Annotated in this window: 18 protein-coding genes; 11 read left to right on the top strand and 7 right to left on the bottom strand. The window is 62.4% G+C overall.

All coding sequences use genetic code 11. The annotated features are described in order from the left end of the window. Positions 1-141: 141 nt before the first annotated feature. On the top strand, positions 142-2103 hold the full coding sequence (locus GIV26_RS19105) for a sigma-54 interaction domain-containing protein (RefSeq protein ID WP_181124181.1): 1962 nt from the start codon (positions 142-144) through the stop codon (positions 2101-2103). An 18-nt stretch (positions 2104-2121) separates the two neighbouring features. Here the strand turns inward: GIV26_RS19105 and GIV26_RS19100 are convergent, their stop codons facing one another. Continuing rightward, on the bottom strand, positions 2122-3171 hold the full coding sequence (locus GIV26_RS19100) for a LacI family DNA-binding transcriptional regulator (protein WP_054898559.1): 1050 nt from the start codon (positions 3169-3171) through the stop codon (positions 2122-2124). 161 nt (positions 3172-3332) lie between these two features. On the opposite strand from GIV26_RS19100, the gene GIV26_RS19095 reads away from it, so the two are divergent. The 5 genes from GIV26_RS19095 to GIV26_RS19075 all read left to right on the top strand — a co-directional run bounded on the left by GIV26_RS19095 (position 3333) and on the right by GIV26_RS19075 (position 7863). Then, positions 3333-4415 (top strand): fatty acid desaturase family protein, encoded by a 1083-nt coding sequence (locus GIV26_RS19095; protein WP_054898558.1) that lies wholly within the window; start codon positions 3333-3335, stop codon positions 4413-4415. Positions 4416-4519: 104 nt separating this feature from the next. Continuing rightward, a complete protein-coding gene (locus GIV26_RS19090) occupies positions 4520-4846 on the top strand; it encodes a MocE family 2Fe-2S type ferredoxin (RefSeq protein ID WP_034127287.1) in 327 nt (108 codons plus the stop codon). After that, on the top strand, positions 4843-6042 hold the full coding sequence (locus tag GIV26_RS19085; protein ID WP_236281871.1) for an NAD(P)/FAD-dependent oxidoreductase: 1200 nt from the start codon (positions 4843-4845) through the stop codon (positions 6040-6042). The genes GIV26_RS19090 and GIV26_RS19085 overlap by 4 nt, the downstream gene beginning before the upstream one ends. A 2-nt stretch (positions 6043-6044) precedes the next feature. Next, a complete protein-coding gene (locus tag GIV26_RS19080) occupies positions 6045-6863 on the top strand; it encodes a sugar phosphate isomerase/epimerase family protein (RefSeq protein WP_054898556.1) in 819 nt (272 codons plus the stop codon). 46 nt (positions 6864-6909) lie between these two features. Continuing rightward, positions 6910-7863 carry a Dyp-type peroxidase gene (locus GIV26_RS19075; RefSeq protein ID WP_236281869.1) on the top strand — a complete coding sequence of 318 codons (954 nt, stop codon included), beginning with the start codon at positions 6910-6912 and terminating at the stop codon, positions 7861-7863. Between the two features lie 106 nt (positions 7864-7969). Here the strand turns inward: GIV26_RS19075 and GIV26_RS19065 are convergent, their stop codons facing one another. Then, positions 7970-8842, bottom strand: a complete 873-nt coding sequence (locus GIV26_RS19065) for an undecaprenyl-diphosphate phosphatase (RefSeq protein WP_236281867.1) — start codon at positions 8840-8842, stop codon at positions 7970-7972. 47 nt (positions 8843-8889) lie between these two features. Here GIV26_RS19065 and GIV26_RS19060 point away from each other — a divergent pair, with 47 nt between their 5' ends. Next, on the top strand, positions 8890-9528 hold the full coding sequence (locus GIV26_RS19060) for a GNAT family N-acetyltransferase (RefSeq protein WP_236281865.1): 639 nt from the start codon (positions 8890-8892) through the stop codon (positions 9526-9528). A gap of 644 nt (positions 9529-10172) precedes the next feature. Here the strand turns inward: GIV26_RS19060 and GIV26_RS19055 are convergent. Then, positions 10173-11111 carry a GlxA family transcriptional regulator gene (locus GIV26_RS19055; protein ID WP_034127293.1) on the bottom strand — a complete coding sequence of 313 codons (939 nt, stop codon included), beginning with the start codon at positions 11109-11111 and terminating at the stop codon, positions 10173-10175. A gap of 173 nt (positions 11112-11284) precedes the next feature. On the opposite strand from GIV26_RS19055, the gene GIV26_RS19050 reads away from it, so the two are divergent. From GIV26_RS19050 to GIV26_RS19040, 3 genes are all read left to right on the top strand, one after another. Beyond that, a complete protein-coding gene (locus tag GIV26_RS19050; RefSeq protein ID WP_054898552.1) occupies positions 11285-11914 on the top strand; it encodes a TetR/AcrR family transcriptional regulator in 630 nt (209 codons plus the stop codon). Then, positions 11911-12588 (top strand): type 1 glutamine amidotransferase domain-containing protein, encoded by a 678-nt coding sequence (locus tag GIV26_RS19045; RefSeq protein ID WP_054898551.1) that lies wholly within the window; start codon positions 11911-11913, stop codon positions 12586-12588. Before GIV26_RS19050 ends, GIV26_RS19045 begins: the two co-directional genes overlap by 4 nt. 78 nt (positions 12589-12666) lie before the next feature. After that, positions 12667-13794: an alkene reductase gene (locus tag GIV26_RS19040; RefSeq protein WP_054898550.1), complete on the top strand. Its 1128-nt coding sequence runs from the start codon at positions 12667-12669 to the stop codon at positions 13792-13794. 124 nt (positions 13795-13918) lie between these two features. Here GIV26_RS19040 and GIV26_RS19035 read toward each other — a convergent pair whose 3' ends face one another. Continuing rightward, the gene (locus GIV26_RS19035; protein ID WP_069558869.1) at positions 13919-14917 is read right to left on the bottom strand and encodes an NAD(P)H-quinone oxidoreductase; all 999 of its coding nucleotides are present in this window, start codon (positions 14915-14917) and stop codon (positions 13919-13921) included. 183 nt (positions 14918-15100) lie between these two features. Between GIV26_RS19035 and GIV26_RS19030 the strand changes: the two genes are divergently transcribed. Continuing rightward, complete coding sequence (locus tag GIV26_RS19030) at positions 15101-15487, top strand: DoxX family protein (protein WP_034127298.1); 387 nt, start codon at positions 15101-15103, stop codon at positions 15485-15487. 150 nt (positions 15488-15637) lie between these two features. On the opposite strand, the gene GIV26_RS19025 is transcribed toward GIV26_RS19030, so the two are convergent. The 3 genes from GIV26_RS19025 to GIV26_RS19015 form a co-directional block, all read right to left on the bottom strand. Then, positions 15638-16456, bottom strand: a complete 819-nt coding sequence (locus GIV26_RS19025) for an alpha/beta fold hydrolase (RefSeq protein ID WP_054898548.1) — start codon at positions 16454-16456, stop codon at positions 15638-15640. A 93-nt stretch (positions 16457-16549) separates the two neighbouring features. Continuing rightward, entirely contained in the window at positions 16550-17941 is a 1392-nt protein-coding gene (locus GIV26_RS19020; RefSeq protein ID WP_236281863.1) for an alginate export family protein, read from the bottom strand. Then, positions 17938-18834 (bottom strand): VOC family protein, encoded by an 897-nt coding sequence (locus GIV26_RS19015; RefSeq protein WP_106117993.1) that lies wholly within the window; start codon positions 18832-18834, stop codon positions 17938-17940. Before GIV26_RS19015 ends, GIV26_RS19020 begins: the two co-directional genes overlap by 4 nt. Between the last annotated feature and the right edge of the window lie 280 nt (positions 18835-19114).

The raw sequence follows: 19114 nt of genomic DNA, 5'->3' as shown, positions 1-19114 counted from the left end.
GACATTGGGGCAGGAGCAAGGCCTGTGCCAATTTATAACTGGCTGATTTATATGGGGTTATTATTTTAATTAAACAAAAAGTGTTCATGTTTGTGACATGTCTATACTGACATGTCGAAAATATGAACATGGATAACCGCAATGACCCAGGCGTTCAGTGTGCAAGACCTCGAATACCTCACGAACCTGGGGCCTGCCGCGCTGAACGACGGGCCCATTGCCGCGTTGGAACAGGCGTGGCGCCAATGCCTGGCTGGCCAAGTCGTGCGTCCCGACGGCGTACGCCAAGTCATCTGGGATTCCTGGCGACGCAGTGTCGAGGCGGGTATCGAGCCCGGTAACAGCGACTACCGCTTTGTTGCGCCTCATGCGCTGGCGGCGACCCTGGCCCACCATCGCGCCCTGATCGCCGCCGCCGCGCAGGTCATGCATGGATTGCTGGCTTACAACCCGCGGGGGCATATCAACCTCACGGATGCCGAGGGCACGACTCTGTATTTTTGCGGGCTGGACATCACCCCGGTGGGCAGTCGCTTGCTCGAATCGGTGCAAGGCACCAACTGCACCGGCCTGGCCCTGGCCGAAGATCGCCTGGTGTATGTGCTGGCTGAAGAAAATTTCGCCAGCGGCCTGCGCCAGCGCCACATGCACTGCGCCGCCGCGCCGATCAAAGATGCCCAAGGCCAGACCCTGGCCATGCTCACCCTGACCGCCGAGCCCGGCTGGTTTCATTTTCATACCCTGGGCACCGTTCAAGCGGCGGCCGAAGCGGTGTCGCGGCAGATGGCGCTGCAGGTGTTACTGGAAGAACAACAGGCCGTACTCGAAGTGCTCAACGAAGGCTTGGTGGTGCTCGATGAGCGTGGCTGCATCAAGGCGCTCAACCGTTATGCGCGGCAATTGTTCGGGGTAGGGCGCGAGTTGATCGGCAGTCCTTTCCAGCGCCTGGGCCGCAGCGAATTGAGCGACGCGCTGGGTGAGCCTGTGCGCGACCGCGATTGCACCTTCCACTTGCACGACGGCAGTCAACTCGCCTGCCTGGTTTCGGTATGCCCACTGGAGCAGGGTGGGGTGATTGTGTCGGTGCGCGAAAACCGCCGTATCCGCGAGATTACCCGGCGCATTATCGGAACCCAGGCCCGCTATACCTTCGAGACCATCCTGGGCACCTCGCGGGCCATACAAGACGCTCTGCACCTGGGGCGTATTGCCAGTCGCAGCGAGTCCACCACCTTGATCCTCGGCGAAAGCGGCACCGGCAAGGAACTGTTTGCCCAGGCCATTCATAACGGCAGCGAGCGTTGCAACGGCCCGTTTGTGGCGGTCAACTGCGGCGCGATCCCACGGGACCTGGTGCAGAGCGAACTGTTCGGCCACGTCGAAGGCGCGTTCACCGGCTCGGCGCGGGGTGGGGCGGCAGGCAAGTTCGAACTGGCGGATGGCGGCACCATCTTCCTGGATGAAATCGGCGACATGTCCTTCGATGCCCAGGTCAGTCTGCTACGGGTTTTGCAGGAGGGTGAAATCACCCGCGTCGGGGCCAAGCAATCGCGGCAAGTCGACGTGCGCATCATCGCCGCCACCCATCGCAACCTGAGCCAGGCGGTGGCCGAGGGTGCGTTTCGTGAAGACCTTTACTACCGACTCAACGTGCTGAACCTGAGCGTGCCGCCGCTGCGTATGCGCCGTGACGATATCCCATTGCTGGCGCGGCATTTCCTGCAGCGCTGTGCCCGCTCGCTACGTAAAGCGGTGCAAGGTTTCGCGCCGGATGCGTTGGCGTTGCTGTCAGCCCATGGCTGGCCGGGCAACGTGCGGGAACTGGAGAACGTCATTGAGCGGGCGACCAACCTGGCGATGGGCGAGCTGATTCAATCGACCGACTTGCCGCTGGAAACCCCGCAACGCACCACGTTGCGCGCCTACCAGCCCCAGCCCGCGCAGGATTTGAGCAGCCATGAAATGCACGCCATCGTTGCCGCGCTCACCAGCACCCGCGGCAACATTCGTCTGGCCGCACAGCAACTGGATGTGTCGCGGGGCGGGCTATACAACAAGATGAGTCGATTTGGCTTGAGCGCCGCCGATTTCCGTGAGCGCTGAAACCTCAAGCCAAACCGATCAGCTGCACAGGTTTTCCGGGGTCACTATCTGCGGCGGTATATGCACGCGGTGCCTCAATGGGTCAAACCCCTCATCACTCTGCAAGCGCACCAGCAACTCCACCAGCGCCACGGCCGTCTGCCGTGGCTGCGAGTCCATCACCACATCAATCAAGCCGTTGCTCAATGCCTGACGCGACAAGGGCGTGGACTCTTGCAGGATGCAGCACAGCGTCGGGCGCTTGGGCAGTTGCGCCAGGGCGTTGATCACACCGTCGCCACCACCGCCCACCACGCATAACCCACGCAAATCGGTATGGCGGCTGAGCAGGTCGAGCGTGGCTTCTTCGGTGATGTCGCAGTTGTCCAGGTTGATCAGCGGCTCCAACGGCTTGAGCCCCGGCGCGTGTTCGGCCAGGTAGCTGTGCAAGCCCTCGACCCGTGCCTGATGGCCGAGAAAACGATGGCCGCCCAACAGGATGCCCACGCTGCCTTTGCGTGCGCCGCAGGTGCGCGCCAGCAGCCAACCCATGGTGCGCCCGACCACGTGGTTGTCCTGGCCTACATAGGGTTCGGCAGCGTGTTCATGGATGTCCGAGAGCAGGGCAACCACCGGCACGCCCGCTGTGCGGATCTGCGCCAGGCAGGCGTTGATCAACGGATGGGCGAAGCTGACTACCGCGAGGGCGTCGCACTGCACGGCCAGTTGTTCGATTTGCGCGACGATGGCGGAGGGCGTGCGGTCGTTGATGTAGTCGAACTGGCAGCTCAGGTTGGCGGTGGCGTGATGCTGCGCTGCCTCGCTGATGGCGTGGGCCAACTGCGCATAAAAGGCTTGGGCTGTGCCCAGCAACAGCACGCCGAAACGGTAGGTGGGCCGACGTTCGCGAATGCGCTGGCCGATCAACCGTGCGGCGAAATAGCCCACCGCTTCGGCGGCCTGGAACACCTGTTCGGCCGTGCCGGGGTTGACCGGCGCGCGGGCGTTCAGCACGCGGTCGACGGTGGCTACGCTGAGCCCCGCATGGGCGGCAACGGTGGCGATGGTTGGGCGTTTGTTGTTGTGCATGGCAGGCCCCTTGAGCGTCTTGATAGAAAACTATCAAGCCCCGCTGGGCCTGGATGATAGCTTGATAGGGAATGGATTCAAGGCCTTGAGGGTGATTTAACCGCGCTCTATCGTTGGTTTCGCAAAGCCCCTGAAACCCACGCTTGCGGAGAACAATAACAATGCCTGGACACACCGCTCACCGCGCTCGGCGCGACTACAGCCTCACCGGCCCCGAAGCGGCCCGCGCCGCCGACAAGGGCCTGGTCTCGGCCCGTTGGTACCAGTCGCCCATCCCGCGCAATCGCATGAAAGCCCTGATGCAACGCCGTGACGGCCCGGCCTTGCGCGACACCGCCCTGTGGTTCTCGACGTTGTTGGCCACCGGTGTCGGCGGCTACTGGTTCTGGGGCACTTGGGCCTGCGTGCCATTCTTTATCGCCTACGGTGTGCTCTACGGTACGGCCTCCAACCCGCGCTGGCACGAAACCGGCCACGGAACCGCCTTCAAGACCCGCTGGATGAACGATGCGCTGTATCAGGTGGCGAGCTTCATGTGCCTCTTCGAACCCCACGTGTGGCGCTGGAGCCATGCTCGTCATCACACCGACACCATCGTCGTCGGCCGTGACCCGGAGATCGTCGAACCGCGCCCGCCAAGCTTATGGATGATGGCCCTCAGCCTGTTCAACCTGCCTCTGGCCTGGAAGACTTTCAGCGGCGTGGCCCGCCATGCGCTCGGGCGAATGAGCGCCCAGGAGCAGGACTTCATCCCCGAATCAGAGTGGCCCAAGGTGTACCGAGATGCACGTATCTGGGTCGGCCTCTACGCCCTGATCATCGGCACCGCGCTGTACCTGCACAGCTGGTTGCCGCTGATGCTGGTGGGCCTGCCCAGCCTCTATGGCGCCTGGCTCGGTTACCTGTTTGGAATCAGCCAACACGTGGGCCTGGCCGAAGATGTGCTCGACCACCGCAGTAACTGCCGCACCATCTACATGAACCGCGTGCTGCGCTTTATCTACATGAACATGAACTACCACCTCGAACACCACATGTACCCGATGGTGCCTTACCACGCGCTCAGTCAACTGCACGAAGAGATCCGCAGCGACTGCCCGCCGCCGTATGCCAACTTGTGGCAGGCCTACCAGGAAATCATTCCGACGATCTGGCGCCAGCGCAGCGACCCCGGCTATTTCGTCCAACGCCCCACCCGTGGCGAGGGAGCTTGCTCCCGCTGGGCTGCGCAGCAGCCCCAATAACCCTTCAGACCTACACCGTACAGACGAATCCAGGGCCGCTTCGCAGCCCAGCGCGAGCAAGCTCGCTCGCCATAGAGTAAGAGCCAGTCATTGGAGATAAATGTATGAACGATCAATGGATCGACGTCTGCGCCGTGGGCGAAATAGAAGCAGAAGACGTGCTGCGCTTCGACCACGGCGCGCAGACCTATGCGGTGTTCCGTTCAGCCGATAACGAATTCTTCGCCACCGCCGGCCTGTGCACCCACGAGAAAATCCACCTGGCCGACGGCCTGGTGATGGACCATGTGATCGAGTGCCCCAAGCACAACGGGCGCTTTGATTACCGCTCCGGCAAGGCCTTGGGCGCGCCGGTGTGCGTCAACCTCAAGACCTACCCCGTGCGGGTGGATGCGGGGCGGGTGCTGCTCGCCGTCACGGCCGAAGGATGAACGCCCCCCTGATCATCGTCGGCGCCGGCCATGCCGGTGGCCGTGCGGCACTGACCCTGCCTGAAGAAGGCTACAGCGGGCGCCTGATCCTGATCGGCGATGAAGCGCATCTGCCCTACGAACGGCCACCGTTGTCCAAGGGCTTGCTGCAAGGTTCGAGCGACCTGGCGCAATGCAGCCTGTGCGACAGCCAGCAGTTGGCGGCGCTCGGGGTCGAGCATATCGCCGCCAACCCGGTCAGCCGCCTGGAGCCCCAGCACCACCGGTTGCAACTGGCCAACGGCCAATGGTTGACCTATGCCGGCCTGCTGCTGGCCACCGGAGGCCGGGCGCGACGCTTGCCCCAAGAGCAGGCCAACGTGTTTTACCTGCGCACCCATGATGACGCGTTGGTCTTGCGCAATGAATTAAAGCCTGGCGCCAGGCTGGTGGTGGTCGGCGGTGGTTTTATCGGCTTGGAGGTGGCGGCGACAGCGCGGGGCCTGGGCTGCGAGGTTACGTTGTTGGAAGCCGGGCCACGGTTGGCAGGGCGGGTTTTGCCGCCGGTGATCAGTGACGCGTTGCTGGCCTTGCACCGTGAGCAGGGTGTGGATGTGCGTTTGAACGTCGCGCTGGAGTGCATCCACGTCGACGCCGTGCAACTGGTCGACGGGCAACGGCTGCCCTGCGACCTGGTGGTGGTCGGCATTGGCATGCAGCCTAACATCGAGTTGGCCGCGGCGGCGGGCTTGGAAGTCGGGCAGGGCATTCGTGTCGACGCGCAGTTGCGCACCAGTGCGGCGGATATCTACGCGGCGGGGGATGTGTGCGAGTTTCGCCTGGCGGGCCTTTATCAGCGCCAGGAAACCTGGCGCAACGCCGAAGCCCAGGGCCGTCTCGCGGCGTTGAACCTGCTAGGGCAGGAGTTGGCGTTCGAGACGATCCCGGGTTTCTGGTCCGATCAATACGCGTGGGGCTTGCACACCGTCGGGGTGATGACGGCGCTGATGGTTCGCCGGGAATTGCCAGACGGCGGCCAGCTGCTGTTCTACCTGGACGACCATCACCGTTTGCAGGGCGCCTGCAGTTGGGCCTTGGGTAACCGCGCAGCCAAGGACATCAAGCTGTGCGAGCACTTGATTACTGCCCGAATCCCGCTCAACCCGGCCAGCCTGGCCGACCCTGAGGTATCCCTGAAGCTGTTATTGCGAGGCTGACCATGCACCAGTTGTTAGTATTCCAATCGATGTGGGCCATGCAAACCGAGCCCGGCAGCCTCGAAGCGCAGCTGGACCGCATCGCCGCCGCCGGTTATGACGGCATCACCGACCATTACTGGGCACCTGCATCGGTGCAGCGCCTGCACGCGGCGGCCACGGCCAGGGGCTTGCAGATTGAAGGGCAACTGTTCCCGCAATCGGTGGAAGATCTAGCCAGGGCATTGGAGGTGATCAGCCGTCACGGCTGTCACCACCTCACCTTGCAAGCCGACGTGCGCCCGCGTACCCAGGCCGAGGCGGCCAGGCTGATCGACGGCTGGCAACGCCTGGCCGAACAGGTGGACTTCCCGATCCTGCTGGAAACCCACCGTTACCGGCTCACCAACGACCTATTGTTCACCCTCGACCTGCTGGCACAGATGCCCGATCTGAAACTGCTCGCAGACCTTTCCCACTACGTGGTTGGCCGCGAGTTGCCCGAGCCCGGCAGTGTGGAAGACGACGAACAGATACGCACCATCCTGCGTCACAGCTGGGGCTTTCATGGCCGCATTGCTAGCAGCGAACAGGTGCAGGTTTGTCTGGATTTTCCCCAGCACCAACAGTGGGTCGAGCGGTTTACCGGCTGGTGGCGCTACGGGATCGAACACTGGCTGGGCCGCGCTGACAGTCCGCAGAGCTTGTCCTTCACTTGCGAGTTGGGCCCGCCACCCTATGCGATTACCGACGCACAGGGCCGCGAACTCACCGATCGCTGGGCCGAGGCGCTCAAGCTCAAAGCCCTGATTCGCCTGGTGTGGGCCAGTTGCCATCGATGATCTGCTAATCTGCGCGGGTTCACCGCCCTCAGCCTGTGGAATGCCCATGAAAACCTGCCCCGTCCGTCCCCCGCTCGAACCACAATCGGTGTGCCACCCGATCACCAGCAGCGCGATCTTCATGGTCGCCACCCTGGCGCCCGATGCGGTTGAAAACGTGCGGGCCTGGTGCGCCGACATCGCAGGCCTGGTGCGCTCGGTAGGCAAGCGCGTGCCCTCGGGCAACCTGACTTGCGTTTGCGGGTTTGGCTCGGATGCCTGGGACCGCCTGTTCGGCGCGCCGCGCCCGGCGGCCTTGCATCCGTTTCGCGAGTTCGGTGTGGAGGGGCGCAAGGCAGTGTCGACCCCCGGTGACATCCTGCTGCACATCCGTGCCGAACAGATGGACCTGTGTTTCGAGCTGGCGACCCAGCTGATGGCGGCCCTGGGTGATAGCGTAAAGGTGGTCGATGAGGTCCAGGGCTTTCGCTACTTCGATATGCGCAGCATCATCGGTTTCGTCGACGGCACCGAGAACCCGGTGGGGCGCAAGGCCGAGGCGTTTACCCTGGTGGGCGATGAAGACCCTGAGTTCGAAGGCGGCAGCTATGTGCTGGTGCAGAAATACCTGCACGACATGACCGCGTGGAATGGCTTGACGGTGGAGGCTCAAGAGAAGGTGATCGGGCGCACCAAATTATCGGACATCGAACTGGACGAAGACGCCAAGCCGAGCAACTCCCACAGCGCCCTGACCGTCATCACCGACGAGAGCGGTGAGGAAGTGAAGATCCTGCGCGACAACATGCCCTTTGGCCGCCCAGGCGCGGGCGAATTCGGCACTTATTTCATCGGCTACGCACGTTCGCCTCAGCCCCTGGAACAGATGCTGGAAAACATGTTCGTCGGCCGCCCGGCCGGCAATTACGACCGCTTGCTCGACTTCAGCACGGCCGTGACCGGCGGCCTGTTCTTCGTGCCCTCGGCCGACTTGCTCGAAGCGCTGGCCGACCGCCAATAACCTGTAGGAGCGAGCTTGCTCGCGAAAAAACCAAGGCCACCGCGAACATACAGAATGCCCGCGTTATCGTTGACGTTTTTCGCGAGCAAGCTCGCTCCTACAAGGGTCAGGTAAGCAGGCCGGTGCTGATGGCCACGATCAAAAACACCCCCAGCAGCGCACGGTAGATCACGAACGGCCAGGTGGAGAAACGCTCCAGAAATTTCATCAGGCCCCAGATGGCAAAGAACGCCGAGATGCTCGCCACCACCAAGCCAAAGATCAAGTGCGGCCAGGCGTGGGCGGGCAGGTCGGCGCGCAGCAGCACCCACAACTCTTTCAAGCCGGCCAGGGCGATGGCCGGCAAGCCCAGCAGGAAGGAAAACCGCGCTGCCTCTTCGCGTTTGAAGTTCAGGAACAGCGCTGCGGTCAACGTGGAGCCCGAACGCGATACGCCCGGTATCAACGCGCCAATCTGCGCAACTCCCACAATCAAGGCATCGCGCAAGCGCATTTGGCTCACGTCGCGTGTATGCCGGGCACGCAGTTCGGCCACTGCCAGCAGCACCGCCATCACCACGCAGGAAATGCCGATCACCATCAGCCCGCGCAAGGGTGAGTTGCACGCATTCAAGGTCGACGACAACGCCAGGCCGGCGATGCCAATCGGTACGGTTGCCAGCACAATCGCAACGGCGAGCTTGAACCAGCGGTCGTTGTAGTCGCCCCGGCGCACCGCACTGATGCTGCCGGTGGTGACCTGACGCACATCGCGCCAGAAATAGCTGACTACCGCCGCCAGCGCCGCCAATTGCATGGCCGCGGAAAACGCCGAGCCGGGGTCTTGCCAGCCGAGCAGGGCGGGCACAACGCGCATATGGGCGGTGGACGACACCGGCAGCAATTCAGTAATGCCCTGGATCACCCCAAGGATGAAGATTTGCAGGTAATCCAGGGAGGCAAAGCCCACATCCAGGCCGGCGGTACAGACGTTGGTCAAAATACGTGTCCTTGAGCAAAGGGGGAAACCGGCGAAGTTTATTCTAAATGTTTCAGGATTTCGGCCAGGGCAACCGCTATTTGCAATCGGTTCAGCTAATAGAAAGGATTCGCCAGGCCATTGGCGTGGGTAGCACTTTTGTGAACAATGGCGCCCTGCGTTTTTCCACCGAGAGCCCCATGCCTGAAACCACCGTCGAATTGATCGAGACCGGCCCTGAAGAAGCTGAACTGATCCGCAATCTTTACCAGTACTACGCCTATGAGTCTTCGGACTGGGAACAGGAAGATGTCGAGGCCGATGGGCGTTACTACATCCATGACGAATACCTGGCCCGCTACTGGAGCGACCCGCAATGGAGCGCCAACCTGTTGCTGGTAGACGGCTATATCGCCGGTTTCCTGTTGATCGAAAGCAGCGAACTGCCGGGCATCGACGCCCTGGAACTGGCTGACCTGTTCATCCTCAAGCGCTACCGCCGCAAAGGCATCGGCCGCGCCATCGCCAGCCAGGTGCTGTGCAGCGGCTCGGCCAATTGGTTGGTGCGTTTCTATGATCAGGACGAGGTTTCCCAGGCGTTCTGGCGCACCGTACTGGATAACTTGCCGCGTCCGGTGCAGAGCATTGAACTGGACGATGAGCCGCAGTTGGTGAGCTACCTGATTACCCGGGCTTCGTTGCATTGAGGGGTTGGGGCTTTCTCTCGATGAGCATAGATATCTGAACAAGGCTGTGGCGATCAACCCCGTAACCACGATGCGAAGCGAGCCGCTCGTGATCTTGCTCTTGATCTGCTCTTGATCTGCTCTTGATCTGCTCTTGATCTGCTCTTGATCTGCTCTTGATCTGCTCTTGATCTGCTCTTGATCTGCTTTTGACCTTGATCTTAAGCGCCCCGTCAAACCACGCTGGCCGGAATTCGACAGGGATTTGGGGGGTAAACCGGCAGGGATGCCGGTTTAGCCGCCCCGCGCCATGGATGGCGCGTGGCGGCGGCCCCCCAAATCCCTGGCGGATTACGGGCACACCGAGCCTAAGCGAGGTGCCGAGTGGTGGGGCAAGAGCCCTTTGGTTACTTTGGGGCTTTTCCAAAGTGACCCGCCGTCAGGGCGGAACCCTAAGTGGCCGTTACCGCAGGAATGGATATGTACGCAATCCAACTGTGTCGACTGTCAGGCCGCCTTCGCGAGCAAGCCCGCACACAGTTTGATCGCGGGGTGTCAGGTAGGTAAGTGTCGGCTGGTAGGCCGCCATCGCAGGCAAGCCAGCTCCCACATTTGGATCATGGCACTTCAGGTAGATAGGAGTCGGCTGTCAGGCCGTCACGGGCCTAGCCCGGGTTGAACAGCACCTGCTGCATCGCCTGGGGCGGCTGCCCGAAGGCCCTGAGGAACGCCTGGCGCATGCGCTCGCGATCACCAAACCCGGTTTCGCGCGCCACCACTTCCACCGGGTGGCGGCTGGTTTCCATCATTGCCCGCGCAGCTTCCACCCGCAGGGCCTCAATGGCCTTGGCCGGGGTCTGCCCGGTTTCTTCGCGAAACACCCGGCTGAACTGGCGTGGGCTGAGCCGGGCGACGTCGGCCAGTGCGTCCACCGACAAATCATGGGTGAGGTTTTCACGGGCATAGGCCAGGGCCAGCTGCACGCGGTCGGACTTGGGGTCCAGCTCCAACAAGGCGGACAGTTGCGACTGCTCGCTGCCACGGCGCTGGGCAATCACCAGTTTGCGTGCGATGCGACGGGCCAGGTCGCTGCCCAGGTCGTCCTCCACCATCGCCAGCGCCAGGTCGACCCCGGCACTCATGCCCGCACCGGTCCACACCTGGCCGTCGACAATGAACAACTTATCTTCTTCCAGGCGAATATCCGGGTAACGCTTGCGAAACGCGGGTGCGTGGATCCAGTGGGTGGTGGTGCGCTTGCCAGCCAGCAGGCCAGCCTCGGCCAGCACAAAGATACCCATGCATAACGACGCCACCCGGCGCGACTGCGCGGACGCGGCCTTGACCAGTTCCAGCAGGTTGGCTTCCGGCAGGCGAAACTCCAGGTAGCCGCTGACAATCAAGGTGTCATAGCCCTCTGGGCGCAGCGCGCTGGTGTTCACCGAAAAGCCCTGGGAGGTCATCACGGCGCCGCCGCTTTCCGACACCAGGTGAAACTCATAGGCCGGCTCGCCGCGCAGCAGGTTGGCACACTCGAACACCGAGCCCAGGCTGAGGCTCAACGACTGGAAATTCGGGTAAACCATCAGCGCAACGCTGTGCATTGCATCTCTCCAAGGGGCAGGGGAGAGGCGATTGTCGGCGTGTGCCGGGCAAACGGCAACCGACTTTCGTGCGTGTCCGGAATCCTTGCGGATATGACATTGTGAGCGAATGCCGCGCTGCCTAACATGAGCCCAACGCACTAGACGACTGGTCTAATCGCAGAGGGGCAAGCATGAGCAACGCAAGCAGCAGTGCGCGGCAAGCGATTCTTGAACGGGCGCAATCCATTGTCGGGGCCAAGGGGTTTTCGGCGGTGGGCTTGAACGAGATCCTTCAAGCGGCGCAAGTGCCCAAGGGTTCGTTTTATCACTACTTCAACTCCAAAGATGCCTTTGGCGTGGTGTTACTCGATACCTATTTCGACCACTACGTCGAGGGCATGCAGCAGCTGTTCGATCAGCCGGGATTGACCCACCACGCCAAGCTGATGCGTTATTGGCAAGGCTGGATCGACAACCACACCGGCTGCACCGACGCCGGCAAATGCCTGGCCGTGAAGCTTGGGGCGGAGGTCTCCGATCTGTCAGAACCCATGCGGCTGGCGCTGCAACGCGGTACTTCGCGCACCATCGACTTGCTTGCCGTGGCCCTTCAACGCGGCGTCGAAGACGGCTCGCTCAGGTTCGAGCAGGCCCCCGAAAGCCTGGCCAGGCGTTTGTATGCGCTATGGTTGGGAACCAGCGTCATGGGCAAGATCACCCGTACCACCGCGCCGTTCACCGAGGCGCTGCTGCTGACCCAACAGTTGTTGGGCAGCCCTGAAAACCCTGTTATTCACATCGATCGAGGCACTGGAAAATGAAAGTATTAATGGTACTGACCTCTCACGACCAGCTTGGCGATACCGGGCGCAAGACCGGCTTCTGGCTCGAAGAATTCGCCGCACCTTATTACGCGTTCAAGGACGCTGGCGCCGAAGTGGTGCTGGCTTCTCCGGCCGGCGGCCAGCCGCCGTTGGACCCCAAGAGCGATGAACCGGATGCGCAAACCGAGCAGACCGAGCGCTTCGGCAAAGACCCGGCTGCGCAGCAAGCCCTGGCGACCACCGTGAAGCTGGACTCGGTCAATGCCGCCGACTTCGACACCGTGTTCTACCCAGGCGGCCACGGTCCGCTGTGGGACCTGGCGGAGTCGCCGGTGTCCATCGCGCTGATCGAAGCTTTCGAGCGGGCCGGCAAGCCCGTTGGCTTTGTGTGCCATGCACCGGGTGCCTTGCGTCACGTCAAGGCAGTTAACGGTGAGCCGTTGATCAAGGGCCGCCGCGTCACCGGGTTCTCCAATTCGGAAGAGGCCGCTGTGCAGTTGACCGAGGTCGTGCCGTTCCTGATTGAAGATGAATTCCGTAAATTGGGCGGCCTGTATGAGAAGGGCGCCGACTGGCAATCCTTCGTCATTGTCGACGGTTTGCTGGTGACTGGGCAAAACCCAGGCAGCTCCAGCGAAGTGGCCAAGGCCCTGCTGACACTCTGCGCTTAAATTAATCAACCGATCTACGCGGTGGCGACTCCCAGGAGTCGCCACGGTTTTCGTTCGTCCTGAATTTGGAATATCGCCGTGCCTGACTGCATCTTGAACACCCCGATCAAGCTGGGGCATCACCGCTTGAACAACCGTGTGGTACTGCCACCGCTGACCCGCCAGCGCAGCGCCCAGCCGGGTAATATCGCCACCGGCCTGATGGCCGAGTATTACCGTCAGCGGGCCAGTGCCGGGTTCATGGTCAGCGAGGGTACGCAGATCGAACCTCGGGGCCAGGGCTACGCCTGGACGCCCGGCATTCATACACCGGCGCAAATCGAGGGTTGGCGCAAAGTCACTGCAGCGGTGCATGCCGAGGGCGGTGTAATCTTCGCCCAGCTATGGCACGTGGGGCGGGTGTCCCATAACGCGCTGCAACCTGACGGTGGAGCCCCGGTGGGCCCGTCTGCGCTGCCGGCGTTGCAAGCCAAAGCCTTCATTGAAACCGGGCCGGGTAGGGGGGAACTGGTGCAGCCACCCGTCCCGCGTGCCTTGACCACGCTGGAAATCGAAGAGCTGGTCGGGCACTACGCCCAGGCTGCGCGCAATGCCCTGGACGCCGGGTTCGACGGCGTGGAAATTCACGCGGCCAACGGCTACCTCGTTAACCAGTTCATCTCGGCCCATTCCAACCTCCGTGAGGATGAGTACGGCGGCTCGCTGGACAATCGCCTGCGCTTGCTGCGCGAGATTGTCGAAGCGGTGTGCAAAGTGGTGGGGCCGGAACGCCTGGGCGTGCGCTTTTCGCCGCTGTTCAGTGGCACCGATCAGGACCGGGTCTACATCGGCCTGGTGGAAGAAGACCCGCACCTTACCTATATCGAAGCGATCAAAGTGCTGGAAGCGTCGGGCCTCGCCTATGTGTCCATTGCCGAGGCCGACTGGGACAACGCCCCCGACCTGCCCGACACATTTCGCCAGGCCGTGCGCGCCACCTTCAGCGGCAGGATCATCTACGCCGGGCGCTACACCGCCGAGCGCGGCGCACGGCTGGTAGAGGCCGGGTTGGCGGACTTGATCGCCTTTGGACGGCCCTTCATTGCCAACCCGGACTTGCCCCAGCGGCTGTTCAATGGCTGGCCGTTGAATGCGTTGAAGGCCGAAGGCTTGTATGGCGGGACACAGGCGGGGTATGTGGATTATCCGGTGTATGCCCAACACTAGTGTGGGAGCGGGCTTGCTCGCGAAGGCGTCGGCTCAGCAAACACTTATGTTGACTGACCCACCGCTTTCGCGAGCAAGCCCGCTCCCACAGGGATCTGTAACCCCTCTGCACATCAAAAATGCCTCACTCCACTCGCAACACAATCTTGCCGATATGATCCCCACCTTCCATCCGCGCATGGGCCTGGGCGGCGTCGGTGTAGGCGTAGACCTGGTCGATAATCGGCAGGCAGCGCCCGGCACTGAGTACCGGCCACACGTGTTCGCGCAGTTGCTGGGCAATCTCGGCCTTTTCTTCCCGCGTGCGGGCCCGCAGCAGCGAGCCGGTGATCACCGCGCGTTTGCCGAGGATGGTCAGCAGGTCGACGTCGTTGGCCTTGCCACCACCGAGGAAGCCGAGGATCACCAGGTGGCCGTCCATGCCCAGGGCCTTGAGGTTATTGTTGAGGTACGAGGCGCCCATGATGTCGAGGATCACGTTGACGCCTTTGCCATCGGTCTGTTTGGCGATGACCTCGGCAAATGCCTGTTCGCGGTAGTTGATCGGCTCGGCACCGAGCTTGGCAATCGCCGCGCATTTGTCGGCGCTGCCCGCCGTGGCGAATGCCTGGATGCCGAACTCCTGGCAAAGCATCAACGCGGTGGTGCCGATGCCGCTGGTGCCGCCGTGGATCAAGGCGCGCTGGCCTTTGCGGGCACCGCCGAGACCGAACAGGTTGGCCCAGACCGTAAAGAACGTTTCCGGCACGGCAGCGGCCTGAATCCAGTCCATGCCTGCGGGGATCGGCAGCGCCTGGCTGGCCGGCACCGCGCAATACTGCGCATAGCCGCCGCCATTGGTCAGGGCGCAAACCTTGTCGCCCAGGCTGTATTCGTTCACGCCAGTGCCCAGCGCCACCACTTCACCGGCCACTTCCAACCCCGGAATCGGGCTCATGCCGGGCTTCATCGGGTATTTACCCGCGCGCTGCAAGGCGTCTGGGCGGTTGACCCCGGCGGCGTGCACGCGAATCAGAATCTCGCCTGGCCCGGCCACTGGCACGTCGGCGCTGCGCGGCTGCAAGACCTCGGGCCCGCCAGGGGTGGTGATTTCGATCAGGGTCATTTCTTGGGGAAGCGTCATGGAAAAGTTCCTGTAGCGATGAGCGTATGGGTTGGGACCGTAGCGCGGGGTCGGCAGTTCAGCAAGATCATGCCGGGTTCTTCGGGCAATGCAAACGCAGGCTTTCAGCACAAGCCTGCAAGTGCGTCGGCGTGGCTTCGGACACACTGGCTGCCGCTCATTTTTGACGGACACAGGTGGCGTATGAACGAAGCGAGAAATCAGGATATCGGGTTGTTGTTCCTGCGGGTCAGCGGGGCGTTGTTCCTGCTGTGGGTGCATGGGTTGCCCAAGTTGCTCCACTACAGCGAGCAATTGAAGCTGATCGAGGACCCGTTTCACCTGGGCGCCCATGTCACGTTGCTGCTGGCGATCTTTGCCGAGGTGCTGTGCCCGCTGCTGATCGTCGCGGGCGTGCTGGTGCGCCTGGCGTGCCTGCCGATCCTGGCGGTGCTGGTCATCGCGTTGCTGGTGGTGCACCCGGAGTGGACGCTGTTCGAAGGGCAGTTCGGCTGGCTGCTGTTGATCATCTTTACCAGCGTGCTGATCGCAGGGCCGGGGCGGCTGGTGCTGAGCCAGCGCTTTGCCTGAACAAAAAAGGCCTGGCTCGCCCGGCCTTCTGCCTTCTGTAGGAGCGAGCTTGCTCGCGAAAAACGCATAGGCGCCGCGTTCATTCAGCAAGCACGCGTTATCGTTGACGTTCTTCGCGAGCAAGCTCGCTCCTACAGGGGCATCAAGATGTCAACGGTTCAGGAATCCCAACAGGTCTTCATTGAGCTGTTGAGCGTGGGTCACGGCAAACCCGTGAGGCGCATCCTTGTACACCTTCAGTTGCGCGCCCTTGATCATTTCAGCAGCCACCTTGCCGGTGGTTTCGAACGGCACGATCTGGTCGCCGTCGCCATGGATCACCAGGGTCGGCACGTCGATTTTGGCCATGTCCGGGCGGAAGTCGGTTTGCGAGAACGCCGTGACGCAATCCACGGTGGATTTGAGCGACGCGAGCATGGCGATCTGCAGGGTTTGGCTGAGCACACCCTCCGAAACGTGCTGGCCTTTATTGAGACCGAAGAATGGCGTGTTGAAGTCGCTGATGAACTGCGCACGATCCTTCAACAGGCCGGCCTTGATGCCATCGAACACCTCGCCTGGCACGCCTTGGGGGTAGTCGGCTTGCTGACCGAAGATCGGCGTGACCGCGCCCAACAACACCAGGCCGGCGACACGGGCACTGCCGTGGCGGGCGATGTAGCGCGCCACGTCACCGCCACCCATGGAGAAGCCCACCAGGGTCACGTCCTGCAGGTCAAGGTGTTCGATCAACTGGGCGATATCGTCAGCGAAGGTGTCGTAGTCGTTACCGGTCCATGGCTGGTCCGAGCGGCCAAAACCACGACGGTCAAAGGCAATGGTGCGAAAGCCACGGCTGCTCAGGTATTCCATCTGGTATTCCCACATGTCCGCATCCAGCGGCCAGCCGTGGCTGAACAGCACGGGCTTACCGCTGCCCCAGTCCTTGAAGTAGATCTGGGTACCGTCTTTGGCAACGAATGTGCTCATCTGAAACTCCTTGCAGGGCTGAAAAAGGGCGGTGTAAAAACCGCCTCACTATTGCCGTAAACCTGAGCCCAGGCTTGTATGGGTGTGCTTGTCTCACCAACTGAACTTGAGCTCCATGCCCAGGTAATTGCTGTCGTGCCCACCGGCATCACGCAGCGTCTGGCCGACCGCGTAGTGCACCGCTTCGACCGCACCGCTGAGGTTGGGCGTAAAGGCGTAGTCGGTGCGCAGTTGGCCGTAGGCGCCGGTCCAGCGCTCGCCTTGGCCCGCCGTGCCAGCCACGGCCAGGTTGGGCTGGGTGTAGACGGCGTCTGCGGTGGTCTGCCGCCACAGCAGGCCGACGGCGGTTTGCACGCTGAGCTTGGCGAGGGGCTTGACGGTGATCGACGGCTTGACGTGGATCAGGTTGCTGTAGCCGGTGTAGCCCGCCAGGGAAAAGTAATAGCCATTGGGGAACAGCGGGTTGAAGGTGCCGACCCGGCCGTCACCGGCCTGGCGGTCACCGGAAGCGATATCCAGTTGCAGGCCGATACGCGGCTTCCAGGCCAGCGTGTCAAAGGTGTAGCCGGTGCGGCTGCCACCGGCCCAGGCGCGAATCGTCTTGCTGCCCACCGAGCCGCGTTGCAGCATGGCTTCGACGTCCCAGTCGAAACCCTGGGCTGCGCCACCCAGGCGGGCGTCCAGCAACTGGCGCGTCTCTTCGCCGTCGGCGTCCAGGTAATGGGCGGCGCTGCGCTCGTACACGCCGTAATAGGCCGACAGCTCATTGGTGCCGCCCACCAGCCGCTCGACTCGTAGCATGTGGAAGCGCGCGTCGCTGTTGGACTTGTCGTCGAAATGCCGGCCATCCTGGTAATGCACCGGTTGGCTGGCGATCCCGATGAAGCGCCATTGCGGCGTTTCCCAGTCCGCCCACAACGCATCGAAGGACTGCCGCACATTCGGGCCGTCCCGTGACGAGATGAAACGCTGCAAGTCGAAGGCGAAATCCTGGCGGCCAGCCCGTGCCTTGAAGGTGCCAGCGCTGAAGGTCTTCACGTATTCGGCAAAGGCCAGGCGCAGGTCGACGCGGTTCTGGTCGGCACCGCCAATGGTGGTCTTGTCATAGGCCCGCACATCTTCCAACTGGGTGAACAGCCGCCAGTGTTCGTTCAGGTGCAAGTCGGCGTGCACCTGAAAGCGCTGGATCAGGTAGCGGTCACGCGGTACATCCCGCACGCCGAACCCGCTGGCGTCGTTCATCTCGAAACGTTCACGCAAGGTTGCGCCCAACGACAAGTAGGTGAACGGGTTGGCGGCGGACAGTGGGCTGTACTTGAGGTTGTCCAGCGGTTGCGTGCGCAATGCCGGGTCCTTGAGCACAGACCAGTCTTCCTGCCAACGGTTGGCCTTGATCGCCGGGCGTACCGGCTGGTCGTCGGCCTGCACGCTGCCGGTAAGCAACGGCCACAGCACAGCCAGGCTCCAGCCTGCGTGACGAATCATTTTGCCGCGCTGAGTTGGTGGATTTCTGCGACATAACCGCCCGGGAACTCCACTAACGCACTGCGCCGACCTTTGCTGTCGAACGCCGGCACCAGCACTGTGGCGCCAGAGCCAGTGGCCTTGCCCAGGGTGGCGGCGAGGTCGTTGACCTGGTAACCGGTGGTGTCGTGGCCGAACGGGTAGGGCAGTTGGCCGTTGGTGACCAGCACCGCCATGCGCCCGAACGGCGATTCGATCTCGACGCGGCGGTAGTGGCCGCCGGCCTGGCCGACATCAACCCCAGGGGCGTGCTTGTCGTCGCTCACTACCTTGCCGTGGGAGAAACCCAGGAATGCCTTGATAAACCGCTCGGCGCTGTCGTTGGACACATACACACGGTTTTCCGGCACGGTGTCGAAGGCGGCGTAATCCGGGGTCTTGGTGTGCCAGTAGAGCTGCATGTTCACACCGCCCGGCCATTGCACCACGGCATCACGGCCGATGGGGTCGGGGAAATCGCTGACGATTACGTCGGCGCCATTTTCCCGCGCGGCCTTGAGGGCCACGTCCATGTCCTTGACCAGATAGCCGTTGCGTTCCTGGCCGAACGGGTGAGGCACGGGGGTGGTAAAGCCGAACAACGACACGGTGCCCGCCGGGGTCTGGAGCAATTGCGAGGTGGTGCTGCTCGGCACCGGCAGCACGTTGACCACGACCTGGGGCGTGCTTTTGCCGCCGAAGGTGGCGAGGAAACTCTGGGCAAAACGGTCCACATCGGCCGGTGCCACATACACATGGCTGGTGTCGTACTGCGGCGCCACGGCCACGTTCGGGGTGGCGGCAAACGCGTTGCTCATCATCGCACCTGCCAGCAGCGTCAATGCCAGCGATACCTTGGTTGCTGTGTTACCCATGCCCGTTCTCCAGCGCTTCTGAGGGTTCGAAAGCCGTGAGGTTAGGGGGGCAGGGCGGTGGGGAATTGTATGGACGTGCTCGGTTGAACGTTTCAGCTACGCGGACCAGACAGCCGACGCCTATCTACCTGACGCCCCTCAATCCAAATATGGAAGCTGGCTTGCCTGCGATGACGGCCTGCCAGCCGACGCTTCTCTAGCTGATACCCCACGATCAAACTGTGGGAGCTGGCTTGCCTGCGAAGGCGGCCTGAGAGCCGACCATAATCTTGGATCAGAC

The organism is Pseudomonas sp. PA-1-3F (genome assembly GCF_021609665.1).
In the GTDB taxonomy this organism is placed as follows: domain Bacteria; phylum Pseudomonadota; class Gammaproteobacteria; order Pseudomonadales; family Pseudomonadaceae; genus Aquipseudomonas; species Aquipseudomonas paracarnis.
The sequence above is the reverse complement of the archived record's forward strand: the minus strand, read 5'-3'. Positions and strand labels throughout refer to the sequence as shown.

Excerpts from the sequence above, each read along its gene's own strand:
- GIV26_RS19085 (WP_236281871.1), top strand. The coding sequence starts at position 4,843 with ATGAACGCCCCCCTGATCATCGTCGGCGCCGGCCATGCCGGTGGCCGT.
- GIV26_RS19090 (WP_034127287.1), top strand. The coding sequence starts at position 4,520 with ATGAACGATCAATGGATCGACGTCTGCGCCGTGGGCGAAATAGAAGCA.
- GIV26_RS19080 (WP_054898556.1), top strand. The coding sequence starts at position 6,045 with ATGCACCAGTTGTTAGTATTCCAATCGATGTGGGCCATGCAAACCGAG.
- GIV26_RS19050 (WP_054898552.1), top strand. The coding sequence starts at position 11,285 with ATGAGCAACGCAAGCAGCAGTGCGCGGCAAGCGATTCTTGAACGGGCG.
- GIV26_RS19100 (WP_054898559.1), bottom strand. The coding sequence starts at position 3,171 with ATGCACAACAACAAACGCCCAACCATCGCCACCGTTGCCGCCCATGCG.
- GIV26_RS19035 (WP_069558869.1), bottom strand. The coding sequence starts at position 14,917 with ATGACGCTTCCCCAAGAAATGACCCTGATCGAAATCACCACCCCTGGC.
- GIV26_RS19020 (WP_236281863.1), bottom strand. The coding sequence starts at position 17,941 with ATGATTCGTCACGCAGGCTGGAGCCTGGCTGTGCTGTGGCCGTTGCTT.
- GIV26_RS19075 (WP_236281869.1), top strand. The coding sequence starts at position 6,910 with ATGAAAACCTGCCCCGTCCGTCCCCCGCTCGAACCACAATCGGTGTGC.
- GIV26_RS19105 (WP_181124181.1), top strand. The coding sequence starts at position 142 with ATGACCCAGGCGTTCAGTGTGCAAGACCTCGAATACCTCACGAACCTG.
- GIV26_RS19030 (WP_034127298.1), top strand. The coding sequence starts at position 15,101 with ATGAACGAAGCGAGAAATCAGGATATCGGGTTGTTGTTCCTGCGGGTC.
- GIV26_RS19060 (WP_236281865.1), top strand. The coding sequence starts at position 8,890 with ATGTTTCAGGATTTCGGCCAGGGCAACCGCTATTTGCAATCGGTTCAG.
- GIV26_RS19015 (WP_106117993.1), bottom strand. The coding sequence starts at position 18,834 with ATGGGTAACACAGCAACCAAGGTATCGCTGGCATTGACGCTGCTGGCA.
- GIV26_RS19055 (WP_034127293.1), bottom strand. The coding sequence starts at position 11,111 with ATGCACAGCGTTGCGCTGATGGTTTACCCGAATTTCCAGTCGTTGAGC.
- GIV26_RS19095 (WP_054898558.1), top strand. The coding sequence starts at position 3,333 with ATGCCTGGACACACCGCTCACCGCGCTCGGCGCGACTACAGCCTCACC.
- GIV26_RS19045 (WP_054898551.1), top strand. The coding sequence starts at position 11,911 with ATGAAAGTATTAATGGTACTGACCTCTCACGACCAGCTTGGCGATACC.
- GIV26_RS19025 (WP_054898548.1), bottom strand. The coding sequence starts at position 16,456 with ATGAGCACATTCGTTGCCAAAGACGGTACCCAGATCTACTTCAAGGAC.